This is a genomic window from Halobaculum sp. MBLA0147, assembly GCF_041361345.1.
Classification (GTDB): Archaea; Halobacteriota; Halobacteria; order Halobacteriales; family Haloferacaceae; genus JAHENP01.
In genome coordinates this window covers 2,842,081-2,865,372 of record NZ_JBGKAD010000001.1, presented here as the reverse complement: position 1 = coordinate 2,865,372, position 23,292 = coordinate 2,842,081, and the positions used below count along the sequence as shown (strand labels likewise).

General features: G+C 70.3%; 26 protein-coding genes. 11 read left to right on the top strand and 15 right to left on the bottom strand.

The window, feature by feature from the left end:
• Positions 1-125: 125 nt before the first annotated feature.
• Together RYH80_RS13835 and RYH80_RS13830 are read right to left on the bottom strand one after the other, a co-directional pair.
• Positions 126-353 carry a hypothetical protein gene (locus tag RYH80_RS13835; protein ID WP_370904464.1) on the bottom strand — a complete coding sequence of 76 codons (228 nt, stop codon included), beginning with the start codon at positions 351-353 and terminating at the stop codon, positions 126-128.
• Between the two features lie 375 nt (positions 354-728).
• On the bottom strand, positions 729-1,412 hold the full coding sequence (locus RYH80_RS13830; protein ID WP_370904463.1) for a methyltransferase domain-containing protein: 684 nt from the start codon (positions 1,410-1,412) through the stop codon (positions 729-731).
• A 193-nt stretch (positions 1,413-1,605) separates the two neighbouring features.
• Between RYH80_RS13830 and RYH80_RS13825 the strand changes: the two genes are divergently transcribed.
• Positions 1,606-2,322, top strand: coding sequence for a ribonuclease HII (locus tag RYH80_RS13825; RefSeq protein WP_370904730.1), 717 nt, complete (start codon positions 1,606-1,608; stop codon positions 2,320-2,322).
• Positions 2,323-2,487: 165 nt separating this feature from the next.
• Here RYH80_RS13825 and RYH80_RS13820 read toward each other — a convergent pair whose 3' ends face one another.
• From RYH80_RS13820 to RYH80_RS13805, 4 genes are all read right to left on the bottom strand, one after another.
• The gene (locus RYH80_RS13820) at positions 2,488-3,546 is read right to left on the bottom strand and encodes a Brp/Blh family beta-carotene 15,15'-dioxygenase (protein ID WP_370904462.1); all 1,059 of its coding nucleotides are present in this window, start codon (positions 3,544-3,546) and stop codon (positions 2,488-2,490) included.
• A gap of 171 nt (positions 3,547-3,717) precedes the next feature.
• Positions 3,718-5,265, bottom strand: coding sequence for a preprotein translocase subunit SecD (locus RYH80_RS13815; RefSeq protein WP_370904461.1), 1,548 nt, complete (start codon positions 5,263-5,265; stop codon positions 3,718-3,720).
• Entirely contained in the window at positions 5,262-6,185 is a 924-nt protein-coding gene (gene secF / locus RYH80_RS13810) for a protein translocase subunit SecF (RefSeq protein ID WP_370904460.1), read from the bottom strand. The genes RYH80_RS13815 and secF overlap by 4 nt, the downstream gene beginning before the upstream one ends.
• A 465-nt stretch (positions 6,186-6,650) precedes the next feature.
• Positions 6,651-7,400, bottom strand: a complete 750-nt coding sequence (locus RYH80_RS13805; protein ID WP_370904459.1) for a TetR/AcrR family transcriptional regulator — start codon at positions 7,398-7,400, stop codon at positions 6,651-6,653.
• A gap of 111 nt (positions 7,401-7,511) precedes the next feature.
• Between RYH80_RS13805 and RYH80_RS13800 the strand changes: the two genes are divergently transcribed.
• Entirely contained in the window at positions 7,512-7,820 is a 309-nt protein-coding gene (locus RYH80_RS13800) for a DUF7968 family protein (RefSeq protein WP_370904458.1), read from the top strand.
• 82 nt (positions 7,821-7,902) lie between these two features.
• Here RYH80_RS13800 and RYH80_RS13795 read toward each other — a convergent pair whose 3' ends face one another.
• A complete protein-coding gene (locus RYH80_RS13795; protein ID WP_370904729.1) occupies positions 7,903-8,346 on the bottom strand; it encodes a DUF5812 family protein in 444 nt (147 codons plus the stop codon).
• Positions 8,347-8,682: 336 nt separating this feature from the next.
• Positions 8,683-9,246 (bottom strand): DUF8056 family protein, encoded by a 564-nt coding sequence (locus RYH80_RS13790; RefSeq protein WP_370904457.1) that lies wholly within the window; start codon positions 9,244-9,246, stop codon positions 8,683-8,685.
• 94 nt (positions 9,247-9,340) lie between these two features.
• On the opposite strand from RYH80_RS13790, the gene RYH80_RS13785 reads away from it, so the two are divergent.
• The 5 genes from RYH80_RS13785 to RYH80_RS13765 all read left to right on the top strand — a co-directional run bounded on the left by RYH80_RS13785 (position 9,341) and on the right by RYH80_RS13765 (position 14,971).
• Positions 9,341-10,660 carry a glucose-6-phosphate isomerase gene (locus RYH80_RS13785; protein ID WP_370904456.1) on the top strand — a complete coding sequence of 440 codons (1,320 nt, stop codon included), beginning with the start codon at positions 9,341-9,343 and terminating at the stop codon, positions 10,658-10,660.
• Positions 10,661-11,212: 552 nt separating this feature from the next.
• Positions 11,213-11,860: a sulfite oxidase-like oxidoreductase gene (locus RYH80_RS13780; protein ID WP_370904455.1), complete on the top strand. Its 648-nt coding sequence runs from the start codon at positions 11,213-11,215 to the stop codon at positions 11,858-11,860.
• Between the two features lie 111 nt (positions 11,861-11,971).
• Positions 11,972-12,640: a metal-dependent hydrolase gene (locus RYH80_RS13775; protein ID WP_370904454.1), complete on the top strand. Its 669-nt coding sequence runs from the start codon at positions 11,972-11,974 to the stop codon at positions 12,638-12,640.
• A gap of 87 nt (positions 12,641-12,727) precedes the next feature.
• A complete protein-coding gene (locus RYH80_RS13770) occupies positions 12,728-14,293 on the top strand; it encodes an outer membrane protein assembly factor BamB family protein (protein ID WP_370904453.1) in 1,566 nt (521 codons plus the stop codon).
• 126 nt (positions 14,294-14,419) lie between these two features.
• Complete coding sequence (locus RYH80_RS13765) at positions 14,420-14,971, top strand: GNAT family N-acetyltransferase (RefSeq protein WP_370904452.1); 552 nt, start codon at positions 14,420-14,422, stop codon at positions 14,969-14,971.
• Positions 14,972-15,027: 56 nt separating this feature from the next.
• On the opposite strand, the gene RYH80_RS13760 is transcribed toward RYH80_RS13765, so the two are convergent.
• From RYH80_RS13760 to RYH80_RS13740, 5 genes are all read right to left on the bottom strand, one after another.
• On the bottom strand, positions 15,028-15,591 hold the full coding sequence (locus tag RYH80_RS13760; protein WP_370904451.1) for a cysteine hydrolase family protein: 564 nt from the start codon (positions 15,589-15,591) through the stop codon (positions 15,028-15,030).
• On the bottom strand, positions 15,588-16,439 hold the full coding sequence (locus RYH80_RS13755; RefSeq protein WP_370904450.1) for a YqcI/YcgG family protein: 852 nt from the start codon (positions 16,437-16,439) through the stop codon (positions 15,588-15,590). The genes RYH80_RS13760 and RYH80_RS13755 overlap by 4 nt, the downstream gene beginning before the upstream one ends.
• Before the next feature lie 81 nt (positions 16,440-16,520).
• Complete coding sequence (locus RYH80_RS13750) at positions 16,521-17,240, bottom strand: GNAT family N-acetyltransferase (protein ID WP_370904449.1); 720 nt, start codon at positions 17,238-17,240, stop codon at positions 16,521-16,523.
• A gap of 121 nt (positions 17,241-17,361) precedes the next feature.
• Positions 17,362-17,634: a DUF433 domain-containing protein gene (locus RYH80_RS13745; protein ID WP_370904448.1), complete on the bottom strand. Its 273-nt coding sequence runs from the start codon at positions 17,632-17,634 to the stop codon at positions 17,362-17,364.
• A gap of 213 nt (positions 17,635-17,847) precedes the next feature.
• Complete coding sequence (locus tag RYH80_RS13740; RefSeq protein ID WP_370904447.1) at positions 17,848-18,075, bottom strand: hypothetical protein; 228 nt, start codon at positions 18,073-18,075, stop codon at positions 17,848-17,850.
• 213 nt (positions 18,076-18,288) lie between these two features.
• On the opposite strand from RYH80_RS13740, the gene RYH80_RS13735 reads away from it, so the two are divergent.
• From RYH80_RS13735 to RYH80_RS13720, 4 genes are all read left to right on the top strand, one after another.
• Positions 18,289-18,492: a hypothetical protein gene (locus tag RYH80_RS13735; RefSeq protein WP_370904446.1), complete on the top strand. Its 204-nt coding sequence runs from the start codon at positions 18,289-18,291 to the stop codon at positions 18,490-18,492.
• An 84-nt stretch (positions 18,493-18,576) separates the two neighbouring features.
• Positions 18,577-19,827 (top strand): tRNA (N(6)-L-threonylcarbamoyladenosine(37)-C(2))-methylthiotransferase, encoded by a 1,251-nt coding sequence (locus tag RYH80_RS13730; RefSeq protein WP_370904445.1) that lies wholly within the window; start codon positions 18,577-18,579, stop codon positions 19,825-19,827.
• Between the two features lie 154 nt (positions 19,828-19,981).
• Positions 19,982-20,479, top strand: coding sequence for a LabA-like NYN domain-containing protein (locus RYH80_RS13725; RefSeq protein WP_370904444.1), 498 nt, complete (start codon positions 19,982-19,984; stop codon positions 20,477-20,479).
• Positions 20,476-20,994, top strand: a complete 519-nt coding sequence (locus RYH80_RS13720) for a PUA domain-containing protein (RefSeq protein ID WP_370904443.1) — start codon at positions 20,476-20,478, stop codon at positions 20,992-20,994. Before RYH80_RS13725 ends, RYH80_RS13720 begins: the two co-directional genes overlap by 4 nt.
• 92 nt (positions 20,995-21,086) lie before the next feature.
• Here RYH80_RS13720 and RYH80_RS13715 read toward each other — a convergent pair whose 3' ends face one another.
• Together RYH80_RS13715 and RYH80_RS13710 are read right to left on the bottom strand one after the other, a co-directional pair.
• Positions 21,087-22,043, bottom strand: a complete 957-nt coding sequence (locus tag RYH80_RS13715; RefSeq protein WP_370904442.1) for a presenilin family intramembrane aspartyl protease PSH — start codon at positions 22,041-22,043, stop codon at positions 21,087-21,089.
• The gene (locus tag RYH80_RS13710) at positions 22,040-23,155 is read right to left on the bottom strand and encodes a presenilin family intramembrane aspartyl protease PSH (RefSeq protein ID WP_370904441.1); all 1,116 of its coding nucleotides are present in this window, start codon (positions 23,153-23,155) and stop codon (positions 22,040-22,042) included. Before RYH80_RS13710 ends, RYH80_RS13715 begins: the two co-directional genes overlap by 4 nt.
• Between the last annotated feature and the right edge of the window lie 137 nt (positions 23,156-23,292).

The window sequence follows — 23,292 nt, the reverse complement described above, 5'->3', positions numbered from 1 at the left end:
TCCCCTCCGGTCGGGCGCGAGGTGTGATCGTCGCAGTGACTGGATCTGGTCGTGACTGGCAGCCCGACCGAGTCGGCCGGGTCACCCGGAGGTTCAAGTACCGAAGCGGGACCACACCGGGTGTGTCACGAGCCGCCGCCGGCCCCGTCGGGGTCGTGGTGTTGGTCGCGATCGCCGTCGGACTGGCGGCGGTACTCGCGGGGGCCGTCGTACCCACTCCCGAGACAGCCGTCCGTGTCGGCGACGGCGGCGGTGGAGACGACGACGCCAGTGCGGCCGACGCGCCGGCACCGGTCGGCCCGGGTGTCGCACTCGCAGCGACGGCGACGGGAGCCTCGATCAGGCTGACCCACCGCGGTGGGCGACCGCTGGACGTGGACCGCCTCGACGTGACCGTCTCGGTCGACGGTGTCGCTCTGCGACGACAGCCGCCGGTGCCGTTCTTCGCGGCGACCGGATTCCGCGGCGGTCCCACCGGTCCCTTCAACCCACGGAGTTCCCCGCGGTGGGTCGTCGGCGAGTCCGGGACGTTCCGGGTCGCCGACACGAACTACCCGGCGCCGACTGTGGGAGACACGGTCGTGGTGACGTTGTCCGTGCGAGACAGACGCGTCGCACGAGCCGAGACGACAGTTCGCGAGGGCCGTGACGACCGGAACGGCGGCGGCGGCGTGCGAGCGGAGACCCGAGGATCGGTCCACGGCGACGTGCGACCGGAGAGTCGAAGATCAGTCCGCGGCGGTGTCGACCGGCTCGGAGTCGGCGTCGGTCGCCGACGACTCGACGCCGTCGGTCTCGGGCACCGTCGCGACGGAGGTGATGGCGCGTGGACTGCCGGGTTTGGCCTGCTGGACGTGGTGCGTCACGTCTTCGAACCCGGCCGCGGCGAACATCTCGTCGGCCTCCTCGGCGTCGTAGAACAGCATGATCGCGTCCGCGAGCCGCTGGAAGACGGCGTTGTGGGGGTAGTCCGGGCCGACGACGAGCACCGTTCCGCCGGGCTTCGTCACCCGGCGCAGTTCCTCGAGCGCGTCGACCGGGTTCGGCCAGTACTCGATGGAGCCGGACGACCACGTCTTGTCGAAGGCGTCCGTCGCGAACGGGAGCCGTTCGGCGTCCCCACGGACGTACTTCACCGGGCCGCGCTTCCCGAACTTCGCGAACGCGCGCTCCATCTGGTGGACCGACTGGTCGAGAGCGTGCACCTCGTCGACGTGCTCCAACAGTCCCTCGGTGGCGAACCCGGTGCCCGCACCCACGTCGAGGATGCGGTCGTCCGGCTGCGGGTCGAACCACTCCAGCGCCTCCGCCCGCATCGTCTCGTTCCACACGAGCGGGTTGATCGTGTCGTACACCTTCGAGAGGTACTTGTAGAACAGGCGTGCACGCGCCTTGTCTTCGAGGACTCCCATCACCCCCGTGTTGCGGTTCGCCGATCATAATCCCACGGGTTCGGCGGGACGACACCCGAGCGAGGCACACCCGAGTCACCAGAACGGAACACACTCGTGCCAGACTCACGAGTGGACGAGTGTGATCGACGGAGGCGAGAGCGGCGGCGAGGACCCGAGGGACGAGCGGGCCGCGGGCGTCGACGGGCGAGCCGTGTTGGGCGCGGACGAGGCCGGGAAGGGACCGGTTCTCGGGCCGATGGTCGCGGGTGCGGTCCGTGCCTCCCCGGACCGACTCCCGGACGGCGTCGCCGACTCGAAGCGCCTGTCTGCGAGCGACCGCGAGCGGCTGGCGGAGCGACTCCGCAGCGACGAGGCAGTCGCGACCGCGACGGCGGTGGTGCCCGTCGCGGCTATCGACGCCCCCGAGACGGACATGAACGAACTCGGGGTCGCCGGACAGGCGGTGGCACTCCGATGCGTCGCACGCGACGGCGACCGGGCGGTCGTCGACGCCGCCGACGTGTCCGCCGAGCGGTTCGGCGACAGACTCCAGACGACGGTCGCGGCGACGGACGGAGACGACGCAGACCCACACCCCCTGCTGGCGGCCGGCGACGGCGACCCGGAGGGCGTCGCGCCACCGAGCGAGGTCGACGTGACGGCGGAACACGGCGCAGACGACCGGTACGACCTCGTCGCGGCGGCGTCGATCCTCGCGAAGGTGGAACGCGACCGCCGGATGGCGGCGATCGACGAGCGCTACGACCGCCCCGTCGGGAGCGGCTACCCGTCCGACGAGACGACACGCGAGTTCCTGGCGGCGTACGTCACCGAGACCGGGTCGCTCCCGGAGTGTGCGCGGGCGTCGTGGCAGACGGCACGGGACGCACTCGCCGCCGCCGCACAGTCTGGGTTGGACGACTTCTGAGCGGCGATCCGTGGCGGTCGGGCGGCTTTCGGGCGGCGACCCGTGGCCGTCGGGCGACGTTCGAGCGGCGACCCGTGGCCGTCGGGCGACGTTCGAGCGGCGACCGACGCAGAGTCGAATCCGGACGGCGAGGGAGAAGAACGGCTGCAGGTTCAGACCCGTTCGTCAGGGGACGTGCCAGATCCCGCGGCGGCGGTCCAACACGCCGCCGACGACGACGTGCGGGAGCGCGACGATGCTGATCGCCACGCTCCAGAACGCGACCCCACCGAGCAGCGGCCCGGCCTGCCCGAGCGGGTTCGGCGCGGCGATCCACACCGCGGCGACGACGACGCCGGTCGCCATCGCACCGCCGATGAGCACCCCCCACGCCCGGAGCGCGACACTGCCGGCGGAGGCGTCGCCGTCACCCGACAACAGGTCCGGTCCCTCACCGGGCTCCCCCTGGACGGCCAGCTCGCGGGCGACCTGTCTGGCGGAGTACCACAGCGGGAAGTAGAGTCCGACCGCGAGGACGACCGGCACCACCGCGAAGTAACAGACGAGCAGGAGCGTCTCCCCGGCGTCGACGAGCCACGAGCCGCTGCCGTCCCGGCGTGTCGCCCCGAGTCCGAGGTGTGCGAGTACCACGGCGGCGTACCCGACGCCGATCAGCGGGCGTGTCACGTCGAAGTACTGGGCCGCCGGCCCGAGTGCGCCCGGGTCGAAGACGGCGACGATGATGGAACTGAACGCGTGGAACGTCTCCGGGAACGCGACGATGGGGACCGCCATCGCCGCGCCACCACGCGCCGCCGCGGCCAAGAGTCGCTGGGTCCGCGTCCGGAGGTGGCCGGCACCGGTCGTCGCTCGCAACACGTAGAGGTCGCCGCCGCCGCCCTTCGCGACGACGACGCCGACCGCGACCGCCAGCCCGACGACCGGCGCGAGGAGGAACAGGCCGATCCCGGCCGCGACCATCGCGAGGTAGCCGCCGACGTACCGCCAGCGGAACTCCGCCGTCCGTCGCCGGAGGTTGGCGAAGTGTTCGTACCCGCCGTGCGGGAGGTTCAACGCGACCATCCCGACGAGGTACGCCGCCGCCTGCGCTCGCAGCGGGATCGTCGTCCCCGTCAGTCGGAGCCCACCCACGACCAACGTGAGCGCGAGCAGGGCACCGATCGACACCTGCAAGGAGAGTCTGTCCGTGTCCGTCTGGAACACCCGTTCGCGTGCCGTCGCCATAGACGGTCGTAGCGGCGGGAGCCACTTTCCTACTGCTCGCGTTCCGAGTGTCTGGGAACGGCGAGGGTAGTCGGGAGGCGAGCAGGCGAGAAGACGGGGGCAGAGTGGTGTCCCGACCAGGGGTCCGGACGAGAGCCCGACACCCCCGGAACGACACCCACCGACGACGGATTACTGATCCGTCAACAGCGCACGGAGGATGTCACCGTACGCCGGGCGGGTGACGAAGACGCCGATGAAGACGCCGAGGATGGTGAAGATGGCGAACCCCTGCAGGTCACCCAGCGAGAGCACTGCCAGCGGCGACATGGCGATCACCGTCGTCGCCGCCGCCGCGCCGATCACCCAGAACGCCTTCTTGAACCGCGACTGGAAGACGCGCCGGGAGTTCACCTCGCCCTCGTCCATCACCTCGTTGGCGATGATGATGAGGTCGTCCACCCCGGTCCCGATCACCGCGATGAACCCACCGATCACCGACAGGTCCACCGGGAACTGGATCAACGCCGCGATCCCCAACAGCGCGTACACCTCCGCCAGCGCCGTGACGATCATCGGCAGCGCGACCTCCACCTCGCCGTACCGGACGAACACGACACCGCTGACGGCGAACACCGCGAGCAAGCCGGCGATCAGCGAGTCGCGCTTGAAGCTCTCACCCTGCGCGGGTGCCGTCGTCCGGGTCGTCCCCTCGTCGACGTCGAGAGCCGCCGGCAGCGACCCGGCACGCAGGTCGACCGACACCTGCTGGGCCTCGCCGAGCGTGTTCACCTGGAGGACGAACACCGGGTTCTTCTGCCACTCGCCGTTCACCATGCTCCGGCCGAGGTCCCCGGCCATCCCGAAGGAGTTGACGACCCGTCCGTCGCGGACCACGAGCAGACACGGGTCCTCCGTCTGCGGGTAAGTACACCGCGTCGCACGCTGTTGTGCGACACCCGTGTCGACGAACGTCTGCTGGACGCGCTGGGCGGCGTCCGGCTGGATTCGCACTTCGACGATGAACTGGTCGCTGTCGCGTGCCTCGCGGGCGTTCCCGACGCGACGCAGCTCCTCGTCGGTGAAGATCGTCTCGTTGACGTACGTCCGCGTCCCGTTCTCCTGGGTCGGGTAGTAGCCGACGATCCGGACGGCACCCCGGGAGTTCACCAGGTCGAGCACCTCGTTGCGGTCGCCGCCCGGCACCTGCACGGAGACGAACGGGCGCGATCCCGGCAGGTCGATGGTCGTCACCGACCCACCGGAGAGCCCGCCCTCGTTGATCTTCGACCGCAACACCTCGACGGTCTGTGAACGGGTGTCGTCGGTCACGCCCTGCCGGACGCTCTCGTACTCGTAGCCGGCCGCGTCCAGCGCCGTCCCGAGTCGGTCCGGGGAGACACCCTCGGTCGTCACCTCGACGGTGCTCTGCCCGGGCTGCTCGCCGAACCGGGCGATCACGTCCCGCGGCTCGGCGCCGTCGAGTTCGGCGGCGACCGCCGTCGCCACGTCGCTGCGCGACTCGTTGTCGAACGCGACACCCTCGGCGGTCACGCCCACGAGCGGCGCACGGACCTCCGTCCCGCCGTCGAGTTCCAACCCGTACTGGAGGTTGGTGGGGTTCCCCTCGCTCCCGCTGCCTCCGAAGCCGGGGGCGAACAGGAACGCCGTCGAGACGGCGACGAGGACGATCAACAACGCGACGCGCCAGTTGTCGCGGACGCGGTCGAGGAGGCTCACCGCGCCACCCCCTCGAACTTGTACCAGCGGAGCAGACTCAGGTTGAGCATGTAGGTGTTCATCAGGTCGGCCGTCAGCCCGAACACGAGGATCGTCCCGATGCTCGCGAGCAGTCCGATGCCGAAGATCGTCGCGACGATCGTCAACACGATCATCGCCGCCAGCGAGGTCAGTGTCATCGTCACCCCGGTCCGCATCGCGCGGTAGGTGGACTCGTAGAAGTCACCCGAACGCCGGAGGATGTGGTTGTTCAACAGGATGTCGGAGTCGACAGAGTACCCGATCAACATCAGGAGTGCCGCGACGGTCCCAAGCGACAGCTCGATCCCGAACAGGTTCATCAACGCCACCGGGATCACGATGTCGGAGAACGCCGAGACGACGACCGCCACGGACGGGACGAACGTCCGGAACAACCCGAACACGAGCAGTCCCATCCCGGCGAACGCGGCGACGACACCGACGAGCGCCTGTCCCTGGAGGGCCTCGCCGAACGCCGCGGAGACGGCGGCGCTCGCGCGGTACTCGACCTTCTGGGCGGCGTCCCGCTGGGCGTCGGAGAGACACTCGACACTCTCGTCGGACGCACACCCGATGGCGTCCTCGGCGGCCGTCGCGTCCACCTCCGGCCCGAACGTCACCACGTAGACCCCCTGCGAGGGGATCTCGCGGATCGACGCGGGTTCGGCGGGGAAGGCCGTCCGGATCACCGACTCCGCACTCTCGCTCCCGGCGTCGACCGCGACGCGGAACTCCGTGCCACCGCTGAAGTCCGTCCCGAGAGCCACCGGCGCACCGGTGGTCGCCCACGTGACGGCGACGATCACCAACGCCACCGCCAACACCCCGAGCGGGATCGCGGCCAACTGCCTGTTGGAGTACCGGTCGTAGTCGACCTCCGGTACCTCGAACCGTGCCATGCGGTCGGCTCCCCTCGCCGTCGGAATAAGGCTTCCCAATCCGTCGTGTCGGCCGCAGGCAGAGGGACTCTCGGACGAGCGACTCCCACGAGTGACCGTCGACCGGGGGAGAGAAGTGCCACCGGCCCGGACCAGGCCCGGACCGGTGGGGTGAGGTGGGGTGACGGGTCCGAGCCGGGGACTCGACCCCGTCGGTGTCGGGCGTCGCCGCCAGCGAACGGCCCGACGCCGCCGACGACGCGGTGGTCGGGGAACGCACAGTGGATGGGTGGGTGCGTCTGTCGGCAGTGCTGGACGACCCAGCGATACTGACTAAACGTTCGGTCGGTGTAAGCCTTCTGTCTCCGGGCGGGCGACGCGGGTGACCGCGGAGTGGTGTGACGAGTGAGAGAGACGACGAGAAGGGTCGAGGGTGACGGGACGCGGGAGAGACGACGCGAACGGCCGTGCCGCAGTCTCTCGCGGTCAGTCGTCGGCCACCACGGCGTCGTCGAGGTACCGTTCGAGTGCCGTCCGCGTCCGCTCGATCGGCTCCGTGTCGTCGAGCGTGACACCCCGGTGGAGCCCACCGACGACGGTCGAGTAGAGGAACTCCGCCGTCTCCTCGGAGTCGACGGCGCGGAACCGTCCGCTCTCGACACCGGCCTCGAGTGCCTCGACGAGCCGCGAGAGGATCACCTCGTCCGAGCGGGCGAACTGGTCGTGATAGGCGGCGGAGTGAGGGGCGTTCGCGCGTGTCTCCGAGATCGCACGTCGGAAGCGGAGCCCCTCGTCGTCCAGCTCCGGCGGGAGCAGTTGGTCGATCACGGCCCAGAGGCGGTCGTACGGGTCGTCCGTCTCGGCCGCGGCGACGTTGGCCTCCAACTCCGCCAGCAGGAACGCGAGGAAGTCGTCGAAGATCGCCTCCTTGTCGTCGTAGTGGTAGTACAACAGCGACTTGCTCTTGGCGAACTCGTCGGCGATCGCCGAGATCGTCGTGTCCGCGAATCCGTTGGCACACAGCGCCCGGTAGGTGGCGTGCATGATCGCCGCCTCCGTGTCGTCGGTGTCGCTCGCCGTCGTCACGTCGGGGGTACCCGACCCGTCGGCCGCGACGGCGCCGTCACTCCCGACGACGCCGTCACCGTCGGAGTCGCCGGTCTCGTCACCCGCGTCTGTGTCGTCGCCCCCGCCCCCAGCAGTCACCCGCTCGTCGTCTGCGCCAGACCCGGTCATCTACGCCTCGGTTGGACCCGCGATGAGTTAACTCTCCCGTCCGCGAGGGCGACGGAAACTGGTCTCCGTCCGTCCCGACAGAGGCAAGTGACAGCGTCACACACGTCCGGTGTGAGCACTGCGAGTAGACTCGTCGTCTCGTTCCCGGACGAGTTGTCCGACTGGGGGCGGCGACAGATCGACACCGACCGGTTCCGTGGCTACCTCCGGCGCGTGTTCGACGAGCCGGCCGTCGGGGACGAACGCGAGGAGTTCGTCGACGTGGGCTGTTGTGGCGACAGTCTCGACCTCACCCTCCGCGTGGAGGTCGTTGAGGGTGGCGGGGTCGTCTCCGACGACACCGTCGTCGACCTCGTCGAACGCGAAGGACGGGTCGCCGGCGGGTGGCTCGTCCAGAGCGCCGCCGCACCCGAGGAGTGACTGGCCCCGAGACGGGGCCGCTCCACACGCGGTCTCGCTCGGCGACGGACCGCTACGGCAGGTGGCGGACGGCGACGACGCGCTACGGTAGGTAGCGGACGGCGACGACACCCGGTTCCGAGCGCACCTCGACGAGCGACGCACCGGCCCGAGCGGCCTGGACGAGTCGCGTCTCGCGGTCGTCGAGTACGTCATCGACGGCCGACTCCGTCTCCGACTCGGGAACCGACAGGACGTGGAGTTCACCGTCGCCCGCGCGCTCTTGTCGCGTGACCTCGCCGACGGGCTGATCCGCGGCGATTTCGCGACTCTGTGTCGTCGGCGGTTCCCGGACGGCCTCGATTCGTACGGACCGCGACGCGTGGAGGTCCCGGAGTTCGTAGGTGACACCCATCGGCGGCTCCGGCGCGACGGTCGCCTCGATCACCTCGTCCGCGGTCAGTCCCTCGTTGGCCGAGAGCGTGTGGACCTGTCCGGTGTCGGCGTCGCGCAACACCGCCGAGTCGTCGTCGGCGTGTGTGACCACGAACGTCCCGGCGAGCGCGTCGCCGTCGGTGTCTGCCGGCGGCTCGTTCGCGTCGTCCTCCGCGTTCTGGCCGCCGTCGGTCCCGTCACTCGCGGCGGCGTCGCCGTCCAGTTCCTCTACCAACCCCGCCGCCAGGGACTCGGCGTCGTCTGTCTCCCCGTCGGGAGTCTCGTCTGTCATACGCCGCCGTAGACGGTCGGCCGGTTTCGGCGTTTCGTCGTGGCCGCGCTGTGGCGTGCTGTCGAGCGTACTCGTCGGTCCGTCGGGAGTACCGTCTCGTCGTTCCGTCGCGAGTACCGTCTCGTCGTCCCGGTGCGGCGTCGACCGCGCGACCAGTCACCGCCGGAGGTAGTGGACGCCGACGATCACGGCAGCGGCGGCCGTCGGAACGGCCAGCGAGAACTCCGCCGGTAGCGCGTACAGCGCTCCCACGACGGGCTCTAGAAGCCCGGCCGACTCCGTCGGCGGCCGCGTCACCGTCTCGCCGTCGAGTTCGAAGGAGGCGGGCATCGCGGCGAGGACGAGCCCGTACAGGGAGAACAAGAACAGGTAGCCGGCGAGCGCGAGCCCGAACTCGTACCCCCGGCGTCGCGTGATACGTCGCCGGTGGGTTCGAGCGACGAGCAACACCGGTGTCACGAGCGGCGCGACCGCACCGAGACCGACGAGGATGACGAACGCCCGGGCGATCGAGAACCGCGCGCCGGCCGTCGCACCCAACAGTCGGATCAACGCCAGCGTGAAGATCAGCGTGAAGAAGCCGGCTGCGAGTCCGGCGACGACGACGTACGACCGGAACAGCCACGAGTCCGTCTCTCTGGCCGCGTACGGGAACGCGCCGAGGACCCCACCGTACGCCCGTCCACCGTCCGTCCGGAGCGACTCGCCGTCGTGTGCCATCGACGTTCGATAGCGTCCACGAGCGGAAAAGCACCGCGTTGCCCGCCGCGACGCGTGGGCAACGGTTTTCGTGTCGGCCGCCGCCCACCCACACGTGCACGTCGACATCGGGAACGCCCTCGGCGGGGCGCTCGGACTGACGCGAGCGGAGTTGGAGACGCTGGACGAGCGAGTCGCGACGGCTCACGAGCGGATCGCGCGCGGTCGCGAGCGGCGCGACCACGGGTACGCCGCGCTGGCGCTCCCGGAGACCGTCGACACGGCCGCGATCGGCGAGACGGCACGGGCGGCACGCGAGCGGGCGCTGGGCGAGGACGACCCCGGCGCTCTCGACGCGGTCGTCACCGTCGGGATCGGTGGGAGCGCACTCGGCGCGGCGACGCTCGCCGAGGCGCTCGCTGCCGACGCCGACACGACGGTCGTGACGCTAGACAACGTCGACCCGGCGTGGGTGCGACGGCGACTCGACGCGGTCGACCTCGACAGAACGGTCGTGAACGTCGTCTCGCGGTCGGGGACCACCGCAGAGACGCTGGCGAACTTCCTCGTCGTCCGCGCGGCGATGACGGACGCCGGCGTCGACTGGACCGACCACACCGTCGTCACGACGGGTGAATCGGGGAACCTCCGGTCGTTGGCGGCGGCGCACGACCTGCCGTCGCTCCCAGTTCCGGACGGGGTCCCGGGGCGGTTCTCGGCGCTGTCGACGGTGGGACTGCTCGTCCCGGCGCTGTTGGGGGTCGACGTGGACGGCCTCGTGGCCGGCGGGGCGGCCGGTGCCGACTCGTTGACCGACTCGTTGTTCGAGTGTCCCGGCTACGCCTACGGCGCGACGGCGTACGCCCTGGCCGAGCGCGGCGCGAGTGTGAACGCGATCATGCCGTACACGGAGTCGCTGGAACGGTTCGCCGAGTGGACGGCCCAACTCTGGGCGGAGTCGCTCGGGAAGGACGGGCGCGGACAGACTCCGGCGCGGGCGCTGGGCGTCACCGACCAACACTCACAGCTCCAACTGTACCGCGCCGGTCCCGCCGACAAGCTGGTGACGCTCGTCGACGTGTGCGAGGGGCCGGACACGCCGCTCCCGGCGGCGGAGTTGGAGGGGCTCTCGTACCTCGACGGCGCAACGCTGGGGGAGTTACGGGACGCGGAGTTGCGCGCCACGGAGGCGAGTCTCGCCGCCGCGGGGCGGGAGAACGTCCGGGTCGAACTCGACCGTCTCGACGCCGAGTCGGTGGGTGAGTTGGTGTACGGCTTCGAGGCGGCGACGATCCTCTACGGGGAGTTGGCCGACCTCGAGACGTTCACCCAGCCCGCCGTCGAGTGGGGGAAACGCGCCGCACGCGGGCTGCTCGGCGAGTCTACCGAGGAGTCGCGGCGCGTCCGCGAGAAGCGGGAGTTGGTCGTGGAATAGTTCAGGGTACCCCCACAGGTGGTGTTCAGATAAGCAGACTGTTGCGGGTGGCGCGCGAGAAACGCGCGAGGGAGGAGCGAGCGAAGCATGCGAGGCGCGGCTGCGCCGCGCCTCGAACCGGCGGAGCCGGGCACAAGCGACGAGGCCGGGGAGGGTGAGGTGCGGTGCGGGGCGGGTTCGGGTGGGGCTGGAAGGGGCGGTCACGGCGGCGGAGCCGCCGTTTCCTCGGGAGAGCTTCGCTCTCCCGTAGAGGCGCTCGCGTCTACTTTAATCGTCTCGGCGGCCCCTATCGCGCCGGGCGGTGGCGAGAGGCGCGATATGTCGGGTGCGAGGCCGAACGGAGTGAGGCCTCGATGCCGAACGGCGAAGCCGTGAGGCCGAGCGACCGCGAGATGGGCGAGACCGGAGGTCTCGCTATCAGCCGGGCGGCGGAGCCGCCCGGCGACGGATCGGGGCTTCCTGAGTGATAAACTCATTCGAGGTTCGAGCATATCTGACCACTACTGCGTCCGGCTCCGACACGCTTTGGTGGGAGCCGACGTACGCAGAGGTATGAGTACGGACTCGGACGGCGAGGCGGAGTCGGGGGACGGCGACGTGCCGACGCCGGACGCGGACGTGACGGACCTCTACCGGGAGTACGGCGACGAGCGACTCCCGCCGGGACAGCGCCAGACGGACCGGTTCCCGGTGCTCTCGAAGTCCGGGACGCCGGACTGGACCCGCGAAGACTGGCAGTTCGACGTGTGGGGTGCCGTCGAGGAGGAACTGACCTTCGACTACGACGAGTTCCGCGAGCTCCCGTCGGTCACCCAGCGGCAGGACTTCCACTGTGTCACTGGCTGGTCGCGGTTCGACTGCACGTTCACCGGGGTCACGTTCCCGGAGTTGGCCGAGCGGGCGGGGGTCCGCGGCGACGCGGTCCACGTCATGTTCCACGCGCTGGACGGGTACACGACGAACCTCCCGCTCGCGGAGTGTGACCGCGAGGAGGTACTGTTCGTCTGGGAGTACGACGGCGAGCCGCTCCCGGAGGACCACGGCGGGCCGCTGCGCGTCGTCACCCCGCACAAGTACGCCTACAAGGGCGCCAAGTGGGTGACAGGCGTCGAGTTCCTCACCGAGCCGGAGCGTGGGTACTGGGAGAAGCGCGGCTACTCGAACACCGCGAACCCGTGGGAAGAGGAGCGGTACAGCTGAGCTCGGGGACGAGACGGGGGTCCGTCCGCTCGTCCGCCACGTCTCGACACCTCGTACACTCCCACGACCCGGCACAACCCACTTCTCGGTCGGCGTCCACCGCCGACACGGATGCCCTCGACACTGGTCCACGTCGCACTCGCCGGACTGCTCGCGGCCGCGCTGTTGCCGGACGACTACTTCGACCGTCGTGCCGTCCTCCTGATCCTCGCCGTCGCCGTCGTCCCCGACCTCGACGTGTTCTTCGGCTCCGTGATCCGCGGCGCGCACCGCTCGCTCGGACACAACCTCCTCCTGCCGGGACTCGCGGCCGCGCTGCTCGCCGTGGACCTGCGGGTGCGCCCGCGGTCGACCGTCCGGCGCGTCCTCGGTGCCGGTGGCGGGTGGACGGCCGCCGTCGCGATCGTGGGATTCGTCGTCGCCGGGGTCGGACTCGACTACGTGGTCAACGGCGCGAACCTCCTGTGGCCCGTCCACGACCAGTTCTACACCGCGAACGGCCGCGCGATCCTCTCGAACCAGCGTGGCTTCGTCCAGACGTTCGTCGACCTCTCGCCCGAGCCGCCGAGCGACGGCGGTAGCAGTGGCGGAGGCGGCGGGAGCCAGCCGAAGACGACGGACAACACTCACTACAGCACGGGTGTCGACCCGACGGCCGGCTCGGAGCCGAAAGACGTCGAGCGGGTGTTCCCGCTGGTGCGGTCCGGCTGGCAGCTGCTCGTCGTCGTCGCCGGTGCGACGGTCGTGAGCGCGAAACTGTGGCTGACGGGCGGGGAGTGACCGGCGCGTGCCGCGGTAGCGTGCTCGCCCCCTCGCGCTCCGTCTCGGACCACAACAGCTAATTCGGTGGCCACGCCGGGAACCGGCGTGCGACGACGTGCCCTCCTGCGAGCCGGCGGTCTCGCCGGTCTCGCGTCGCTCGCTGGCTGTACAGGACTACTCGGCGGCGCCGCTCCGGACGGCGGTGGGACACCGACGGTCAACCCCGCACTCGACGGCTCGCCGACGCCACAGGACGGCGTCGCGTGGTCGGTGGCCGCACCGGATCTGGACCGCCTCTACACCGACGGTGCGGGCCACTTCGTCCTCGCGAGCGCGACCGACGGCCGGTACCGCCACCGCGCGGTCGACGCCCGCACCGGCGAGCGTGTCTGGGCGTTCGACCTGCCCGACGATCGGTTCGTGAGCCCCCGCGGGGGTGTCCTCGTCGCGGACAGCGGGTTCGGTGACGAGACCGACACCGTACGGGTGTTCGACCCCGAGAACGGGACGGAGTTGTGGCGGAGAGAGCGGTCGACACACGTCGAGACGGTCGTCGAGGGAACTGTAGTCCTCGTCCCCTCGCGCGACGAGACGCCCGAGGAACCGGTCGTCGTCGGTGTCGACGCCCGGAGCGGTGAAGAGTCGTGGCGACTCCGAGAACCACGGGAGGTCGTCTGGCGAGCCGAGGCGACCGCGACCGTCGTCACGCTCGCGGACGCGAGTGCCCCGCGAGCGCCGCTGTCGGCCGCCGCGACCGAGACGAGATCGGCGACGCCGAAGACGGATTCGACGGCGACAGAGCCCGAGACGACCAGTTCCGCCACGCCGACTGGGACGGAGACGGGGTTCGGAGAGGACGGAGAGACGGAACTCCGTGCCCGAGACCCACGAACCGGCCGCCTGCTGTGGGCGACGCGGCTCCCGGACGGAACGACCGACGCGAGGGTGACGGCCCCGACCGCCGAGACACTCCTGGTGTGGGGTGGCGACCGCGTCGTCGTCGTGGACGCCGAGACGGGACGAGTTCGCGGTCGTGGGACGGTCCCTGCGCAGGTCGACGGCTACGGCGGCCACGTCGCCGACGGCCACCTCGTGACGGGCGACTGGGAGTACCGCGATGCGACCGAGCCCCCGGCGACCGTCGTCTTCCTCTCGTTAGCGGACGCCGCCGTCCGGACCGTCACGACACCGGCGGTTCGCGAGGCGGCAGTCGGCGGGGCCGTGGCAGATCGAGGCGTCGTCACGACGGTCGGGCGGCCGGGCGAGGCGACCGTCGTCTGCCGGGACACCGACGGTGACGAGCGCTGGCGACGCTCGGGCGTCGCGCTCGCCGCGACGGAGGCCGGTCCGGTACTCGGGATCGACGGAGCGGTGCTCGCGGTCGACTGGGACGGTACGGAACGGTGGCGAGACGACCTTCCGTTCGACGAACCGTTCCGAACGTACACGGCCGCGCCGGAGCGTGTCGAGGGGGTCTTCGTCTACGCCGCCGACGAGAGAGTGGTGGCACACGCCGAGACCGGCGTCGTGTCGTGGACCCTCACCGACGGGACACGGCGGACGCTCGTGACCGGACTCACCCCGGCCGACCGCGAGGACGCTCACCGACGGTGGACCACCGACGTGGCCGCCGCCACGCTCGGCGACCGACTGGTCGGGATTCCGCTGTGAGACGGGCGACGGTCGGAACCACCGCCGGATCGTCGGGTGGCGGCACGCGTCTAGTTCCGCCGACGTTCCCGCCCCGCGACTCGCCGCCGTGGCAAGCTTGAATCCGTCGGCGTCCCGAGCGTGGTCGTGAACGTTCGAGCCTACGAGACGGCGGACGCGGACGAACTCTGGGACCTGAAGCGCGCCTTCGAGACGGGACTGGGCGAGGCCGGCGGCGAGACGAAACGCGACGCCTACCACGAGAAACTCGACGACGACTACCGCACCCGCTGGCTCGGGTGGGTGGAACGCTGTGTCGACGAGAATCCGCGGTGTGTGCAGCTCGCGGCGGTCGAGAACGAGGAAGCCGGCGGCGAGAGCACTCCTGCCGGCGAATCGAGATCGGCGACCCAGATCGCAGGGTACGTCTTCGTGTTGCCGGAGTCGATGGCGTTCGTCTGGGACGCCGCGGTGCTCAACGAGATCTACGTCGCGCCGCGGTACCGCGGGACGGACGTGGCCGACCGGCTGTTGACGGCCGCCCTCGAGGTGGCGCGCGACCAACGGCTCCCACTCGACCGGATGGTGCTCGACGTGGACCGCGAGAACGAGCGCGCTCGGGCCTTCTACCGCGACCACGGCTTCGAACACTGGGGCGAGATGGTCGCGCGGCCGCTCGACGGAGACGAGACGGAGTAGCGAGTGACTTCGCTCGGCCGGTCGGCCGGAGCGAGTCGGAGTAGCGGGTGACTCCGCTACGCGGTCGCCTCGGCGAGCACCGTCTCGGTCGTCACGACGGCCGCGAACTCTCCGGCGAGGTGAGCGAGTGCGGTGCGGTGAACCGTCTCTGGCGGGATCGTCTCTCCGTCGAGTGTCCGCGCGTGGGTCGCCGTCGCGTCGCGGACGACACGCACGTCGTAGCCGCGGTTCTCCGCCATCCGCACCGTCGTCGAGACGCAGTGGTCCGTCGTCAACCCACAGACGACCACCTCTCGGACTTCGTGGTCGTCGAGCCACCCCGCGAGTTCCGTGTCGACGAACGCGCCGTTGACACGCTTCGTGAACGTCGCCTCCGTGGCGGCGGTGTCCTCTCGCGGGCCGAGTCCGTCGAGGAACGCGAACCCCGGCTCGCCGCGGCGGAGCGGCGAGTCCGGCTCCGTCGAGTCGTGGCGGACGTGTGCGACCGGCCACCCGCGATCGCGCCACGCGGCCAACAACTCCCGAGCGTGCGACTCGGCGTCTGGGTTGTTCCGCTCGCCCCACCGCTCGTCGTGGAACCCGACCTGGAAGTCGACGAGGACGAGCGCCGGCGTGGTCACGACTCCTCACCCACGCTGCCACCGTCCGTCTCGGCCGGTGCCCCCGCGACCGGGTCGAACGCCGGGTCGACCTTCGGGTGTTCACGCGTCACCTCGACGGGACACTGGTCTGGGGACTGGTCGGCGTCCGCCTCCAGCATGTACTGGCGCCACTCGCGGTCCCCCTCGACACCCCAGTCGCCGAGATCCGCGTGGGGACAGACGCCGTCGTACGCCTCGGCCCGCTCGCGGATCGTCTCGCGGGCCCGCTCGCCGGCCGCGGTGTCGCCGGTCACGCCCATCCCCTCGAACAGCGCCCGTGGCTGGAAGGTGATCTCCAACCCGACGGGACAGTAACGGCTCTGCCGGTCCTCGTAGAACGGCGCACGACAGGTCGGGAAGATCGGCTCCCCGTCGAAACAGAACTCCCAGTACGGGTCGTCGGGATCGGTGGGGAACTCCTCGGGCCACGGCTCGGGGTCGTGGACGTGGAGGAACTGGAGCACGTGCCAGAGGCGCTCGTGGTAGTCCGCCTCCGACAGCTCCCGCTCCGGCGGTCGGAAGAACGTCACCAGCGACGCCCGCTTGCTGTGGTCGTCCCAGACGGCGAGGTACTCCCGCAGCGTGTCGCGGAGCCCCAGCAGTGCGTCCGGGTCCGTGGTCGACGGGACGACGGTGTACAGCGGGTCACCTGCCTCGACAGACTCCTTGCCGAAGAAACACGGGAACGGCTCGCCGTCGTGTTCCCCGGTGAGCCCCTCGTAGAAGCTCTCCCAGTGGTCGCGCACCCACGACGGGTACGTGCCGGTCTCGACACGCTCCCGGAACGTGGGCTGGTCGACCAGCGCCTGGAGTCCCGACTCGTTCATACCCGCGGTTCGGCCCGGAGCGACTTCGACGTGTCGGGTCGCGGCGACGGTCTCACCTGCCGGGAGTCGCCGCCAGACGGATCAGTTTCGAGTCGTCTCTCCGTCCTCGCCGTCCTCGTCGGGCACCCACGTCGCGTCGTCGGGAGCGACGCCGGCGAGCGTCGGCTCGGCCAACTCGTCGTGGAACGTCGCGAGCGACTCGTCGCCGACGGCCGCCTCGTACTCCGTCCGCGAGACACTGAAGCGGTACACGTCCGACGGGCCGTCGCCACCTTCCGGGACGATCCGGTTCCGGAAGCGCCCCTCGCGGTGGCCGCCGAGCCTGTCGACGTACTTCTCGACGGCGCGCAGCGACTGCTCGTTGGCCGGGAGCACCTCCGTGGCGACCAACTCGAGGTCGAGGCGGTCGAAGGCGAGACTCGCCAGCGCCGCCGCGCGCTCGCCGGAGTAGCCACGACCCCAGTACGGCTTCCGGAGCCAGATGCCCAGTGTCGCCGTCTGTGTGTCCCAGTCGAGCCCGAGCCCGGCACTCCCGGCGTACCGCTCGCCGCCGGGTTCCGTCGCTTTCGGGACCACGGCGTAGACGAGTCCCTCGCGTTCTTCCCACTGCTCGCGGAACTGCTCGCGCACGTCGTGGCTCTCCTTCGGGTGTGGGTGTGGCTCCCAGGAGACGTACTCCGTCTCCTCGGCGACGGTCTCGGACTGGCCGGCACCGCCGGCGGCGTAGAACTGTCGCGGGGTGACGGCGCGGTCGTGACGCTCCAGGCGGAGGCGATCGGTCTCGATCAGTTCGGGGAACATCCTCGTCTACTGCGTCGCGGTGAGGGTCAAAAGTCCTCTCCCAGGTGTGTGAGACAGTTCCGCGGACCGGACGGGTGACGACTCGCGTCGCTCGGGCGGTCGCCGTCCGCAACGAACCACCTCACTCGTCGTCGGCACGCTCCTCGGTGGCGAGGCGGCGGGCGCGCCGTTGGGTCCGGAGGGTGTCCATCAGCTCCGGGTGATCGTCGTAGTACTGCAGCGCCGCCGCCACCTGCTCGATGTCGATACCGAACTCCTCGGCGACCGCCTCCGGCGGGTGGCCGCCGTCTCGGACCGCCGACCCGACCTCGAAGACGCCCACTCGCGTCCCCTCCAGTCGCGGGTCACCCCCGAGCACGTCGGCCGTCTTCACGATCCGCACCGTGGTACTCACGTCCGTCTCGTGGTGGCGCCCGCCGCTTGAACGTTCGGGGAGTCGACTCGAAGTTACCCGCCGCGAGACACGAGGAGGAGGTCTCACAGACTGGTCGGAGGAACACGGCCGTCTTCGGGTCGGGGGCGTTCCGACGGGGTGTCCCCACACCGCGGCCGGGACTCGGGTGGCTGGCACGACCGACGGAGTGCCACCAGAGCCCCGAGGAGAGACTCACTCGTCGTCGAAGTCGATCTCTTCGTGGAGCGGTGTGCTGTCGGAGAGGTGTTCCAACGTCGGGACCAGGGCGAGTGCGACGACACCCAGCCAGAAGTCGACGCCCGTCGAGGGGAGAGGCTCCCCGCCGAACGCGAAGATCAGCATGTAACCCAACCCGCCGACGAACACGACCCGACTCAGATACCAGAACAGGTCGGCGTCCGAAGGGGTCAGCTGGAACACGTCCCAGTCACTTGGCGCGAGGAATCAAAATCCCCAGTCACAGTCTCACACTGTGAGAGCCGACGCGTATTCGGACGGTACCACGGGCGGAGCCGTGTCGGTATCCCGGGCGTACCGGCTTCGTGTAGTCCCCACCCGACCAGCATGGCACTCCCGTCTCTCACGGCGAGACACGTCGGAAACTTCACGCCCCGCTCGCCCGAATCGAGTAGTGTGGACTGGGATCGACCGCCGCGAGTGGCGCTCGCAGTGACGTTCGGGAGTCTGTTCGTCTCGCTCGTCGTCGCCGGTGTCGTGACCGCGGTACTGTTCGACCGCCCGGCGGAACCGGAGTCGCTCCCGCGACTCGTCCAGGTGCTCGTGTTCTTCGGGACGTTCTCCGGGCTGTTCTGGCTCGACTACCGACGGCGGCGGTGAGTCTCGGGCGATCGACGCCCCGTACCCGGTGCGACCCACACCGCAACCCTCATTCGCGCCGCTCCACTACTCGTGAGCACTCGAATGGCGACCTACCACATCGAGACCTACGGCTGTACCTCGAACCGGGGGGAGAGCCGCCGGATCGAGCGGTCGCTCCGGGACGGCGGCCACCGGCCGGCCGACGGCCCCGAGGAGGCCGACGTTGCCATCCTCAACACGTGTACGGTCGTCGAGAAGACGGAGCGGAACATGCTGCGGCGCGCCGAGGAGTTGGACGACACCGCCGCCGACCTGATCGTCACCGGCTGTATGGCACTCGCCCAAGGCGAGGAGTTCGCCGAGGCGGACGTGGACGCGCAGGTGCTCCACTGGGACGAGGTGCCGACGGCGATCCGCAACGGGGAGTGTCCGACCACCACCGACGGCACCGAGCCCGTCCTCGACGGCGAGGTCGGGATCCTCCCCATCGCTCGCGGCTGTATGAGCAACTGTTCGTACTGTATCACCAAGTTCGCCACCGGCCGGATCGACTCCCCGCCGGTCGCAGAGAACGTCGACAAGGCGCGGGCGCTGGTCCACGCCGGCGCCAGCGAGATCCGCGTCACCGGCCAGGACACCGGCGTCTACGGGTGGGACGACGACGAGCGGAAGCTCCCGGAGCTGCTCGACCGGATCTGCGACATCGAGGGGGACTTCCGAGTGCGTGTCGGGATGGCGAACCCCGGCGGCGTCCACGGCATTCGCGAGGAGTTGGCCGACGTGTTCGCCCGCAACGAGGAACTGTACGACTTCATCCACCTCCCGGTGCAGTCCGGCAGCGACGACGTGTTGGAAGATATGCGCCGGCAACACCGCGTCGAGAAGTTCGTCGAGATCGTCGAGACGTTCGACGAGCGACTGGACCACTGGACGCTGTCGACGGACTTCGTCGTCGGGTTCCCGACGGAGACGGACCACGACCACGAGCAGTCGATGGCGCTGTTGCGGGAGGTGCGCCCGGAGAAGGTGAACGTCACCCGCTTCTCGAAGCGGCCCGGCACGGACGCCGCGGAGATGAAGGGGCTCGGCGGGACGATCAAGAAGGAGCGCTCGAAGGAGATGAGCACCGCCAAGCGGGAGATCGTCGAGGCGGCCTACGAGGAGATGGTCGGCGAGCGTCACGAGGTGTTGGTCGTCGAGGAGGGGACCGCCGACTCCGTGAAGTGTCGCGACTCGGCGTACCGGCAGGTGATCGTCCAACACGCCGACGACCACGGGATCGAACCCGGCGACTTCCTCGAGGTCGAGATCACCGGCCAGAACACGATGTACGCCTTCGGCGAACCGGTCTGACCGAACCGGTCGACCACGGGAACCGGCACCACCACGCGCGGAGAGACGCTCGTACCCGCTCTGACAGTCTCCACGGGTGCTGCCGGTCGACACCGACGGCCCGTACGCACCGCCGGTCGACACCGCTAAGCTTCTCGGACCGAACGACAGAGACGTGACGAGCGTACACGACGCCCAGCGGGTCGGCGTCATCGCCGACGCGCAGAACCTCTACCACTCGGCTCAGAGTCTCTACTCCCAGAAGGTCGACTACGGGAAACTGTTGGAGAAGGCCGTCCAAGACCGCGACCTGGTGCGGGCCATCGCCTACGTGATCCGCGCCGACTCCCCGGACGAGGAGTCGTTCTTCCAGGCGCTGCGGGACATCGGCTTCGAGACGAGAGTGAAGGACATCAAGACGTTCCCGGACGGCTCGCAGAAGGCCGACTGGGACGTGGGGATGAGTCTCGACGCCGTGACGCTGGCGGATCACGTCGACGTGCTCGTGCTGGCGACGGGTGACGGCGACTTCTCGCGGCTGTGTCGTCACCTGCGCCACGAGGGCGTCCGCACCGAGGTGATGGGGTTCGGCCCGTCCGTCGCGGAGGAACTCGAAGCCGCCGCGACGACGTTCGTGGACATGGACGAGCGCCAGGAGACGTTCCTGCTGTGACGGACGCACGCGACCTGGGACAGCTCCGGACCGTCGCCGACTACCAGTTCGGTGCCGGCGCCGGCACGGCGCTGTTCCCCACGACGGAGGCCGAGGAGTTGGACGTACGCCGCTCGACGGGCGGGCGGCCGCGACAGGTACTGACGCCGGACGGCGAGCGGATCGTCAGCTTCGGGACGGACGGGCGGTTCACGCTCGGACTCGCCGGTGGGCGGCGACTCCAGCGGGCGCTGGACGCGCCGGCGAACCGCGTGGTCGTTGGCGACGAGAGCGAGCCGTTCGTCCGCGACGGGAAGAACGCGTTCGCGAAGTTCGTCCAGTCGGTCAACGACGATGTCCGCTCGCGCGACGAGGTGTTGGTGGTCCACGAACGCGGCGCGCTGTTGGCCGTCGGGCGGGCGGAGTTACCCGCCTCGGCGATGCGCGAGTTCGACAGCGGCGTCGCGGTGAAGGTCCGCGACGCAGTACCCGCCGAGGCGGCCGACGAGGTGGACGAGGCGGCCGACGGTAACTGACGTGAGAGTCGGCCCCGAGAGCGGGACGGGTCGGCGGAGTGGGTAGACGGCCGAGAGTGTGAGTCGTTCTTCCCGGCGCTCTGGCTACCGTCTCACAGGAACGCCACGCCACCAGTCACCAGCCACCCGATGATCGCGCCGCCGTTGATCGCGGGTAGCCCGGCGTGGACGCCGCCGCGGCGGTGGACGAGCACTTGGAGTGCGGCGAAGCCGACGACCGCACCGGCGACTGCACCCCACGCCGACGGCGCGACACCGAGCGGCGGGCCGCCGCCGACGACCTGGATCGTCGCCGTGTGTGCGTCCGCGCTCGCCGCCAACAGCGCGGGGAACAGGGCGTCCCCGGCACCCAGCATCGCGACGACGGGGGTCGATTCCGTCTCGGTCGCCCCTGCCACGTCACCTGCCTCTCCGGTCGCGTCCGCCCGCGAGTCGCTCACGGACACGTCGCCGTCCGCGTGATCGCTCGTCGGGACGACGAAGGCGTTCGGCAGCGAGAGGCGGGCGCTCGCGTCGGCCAACTCCACCATGTGTCCCGAGTAGTAGACGCTGTAGGCGTCGTAGACGGCGACGACCACCAGGGCGGCGGCGGCGAACCGCGGCGCGAGACTCGCGCCGAACACCCCCGCCGCGCCCGCGACGCCGACCGCGATCACGGCGTTGCGGAGCGCCCACCGTCTGACTCGCCAGACGACCAGTGCGCCAGCCGCCGCCGGGACGACCCCGAGGAGTGGCCCGAGGAACGCCGCCGCGGCGAACCAGACGGAGACGCCCACCGAGAGGAACGTCAACCCGCGGAGGATCGCGACCGAGAGTCCCCACCGCGTCACCGCGAGCGCCAACAGCGTCCCGAGCACGAGGCCGAGCACGAGGGGGACGAGCGCGTCCCCACCCTCGCCGTAGCTGACCCCCTGCGTCGAGAGCCGTGGCGTGATCGCCAGTGCGAGCACCTGGACCGCGAGGAACAGCCCGCCGGTGCCGAGGACGCCGCGTGCTCGCGGCGACAGCACCTCCGCGAGCCCGCCCGCGTCGCCACGCGGTCGACTCACAGGTACGGCCCCAGTCCGAGTGCGGTGACGAGCGGGACGCCGGCGAGCACGGAGCCGACGAGGTAGCCGGCGAGCGTGCCGCCGTTGAGCAGCGGGAGTCCGGCGTGGGCACGCCCGGCCAACACCCACTTCAGCAACACCGCCAGTCCGGCGAAGGTGCCGACCATCCCGAGCAGCGCCGGGAGGTTGAGGCCCGCGAGCCCCGGCACACCTAGCGACGGCGCCGGAGAGAAGAACGCCGCGGACGCGACGAGCACCGTCGGCATCACCGCGTCACCCAACCCGACGAAGAACACGTCTCGCTCGCCGTCGTCGTCGGTCGTCCGCTCCGTGGGGTCGTCGGTGGTGTCCGCGTCGGGAGGCGCCACGTCTGTCGTGTCCGTACTCCCGGAGCCGTCTGCGACGGTGCCGGCTCTCCCTCCCGCCGCCGTCTCCGCCGCTTCGGTCCCGTCAGAGGGGTCCGTCTCCGCCGCTTCGGTCTCGTCGAGCCCCGCCGCCTCTGCCGCGGGGTCGTCGTCGAGCAGCGAGTACTCCAGCGTGAGTGGGATCACGAGCACGACGGGGATGTTCAGGTCCATCACGCCCGAGGCGAGGTCCAGCATGTGTTCGGTGCCGTACACCGAGATCGCGTCGTACACCGCCAACACGATGAGCAGGAGAATCGCCGGGAGGAGCCCGAAGGAGATTCCGAACACTCCCGCCGCGGCGGCGCCGATCACCGCGCCGGTGGCGTCGATCACGTACCACTCCGGGTAGACGAGGAGTGCCACCGGGACGAGTGCGGCGGCGACGACCGCCGCCGGACCGGGGAGCACGACGGCGAACACGTACCACGAGAGCAGTCCACTCGTCAGGAGGATGACGATACGGACGAGTTGATCGACGCCGAACTTGAACGCGGCGAGCATCAGCCCGGTCATCACGAGGATGGCACCGACGTAGACGACCGCGTTCGTCGGATCGGAGGGGTCCGGGGTCGCCTGGAGCCCGGCCGCAGAGAAGTCCGGCACGAGTGCCAACGCGCCGAGCTGGACGAGGAGGAACACCACCGCCGTCAGTCCGACGCCCAGCGCCACGCTCGGCTCGGACCGCGCTGCCTGTGTCTGCGACACGCGTGATCGCCCGTGGGTTGCCCGGCGAACGGTTTGGCCGTTGTGGTGTCCGTGTCCGCAGGCGTCGACTCCGAGGGCCGCAACGAGCACACCACGACGCCGCCACCCGAAGAGGGAAGCCCGACACCACCGCCACC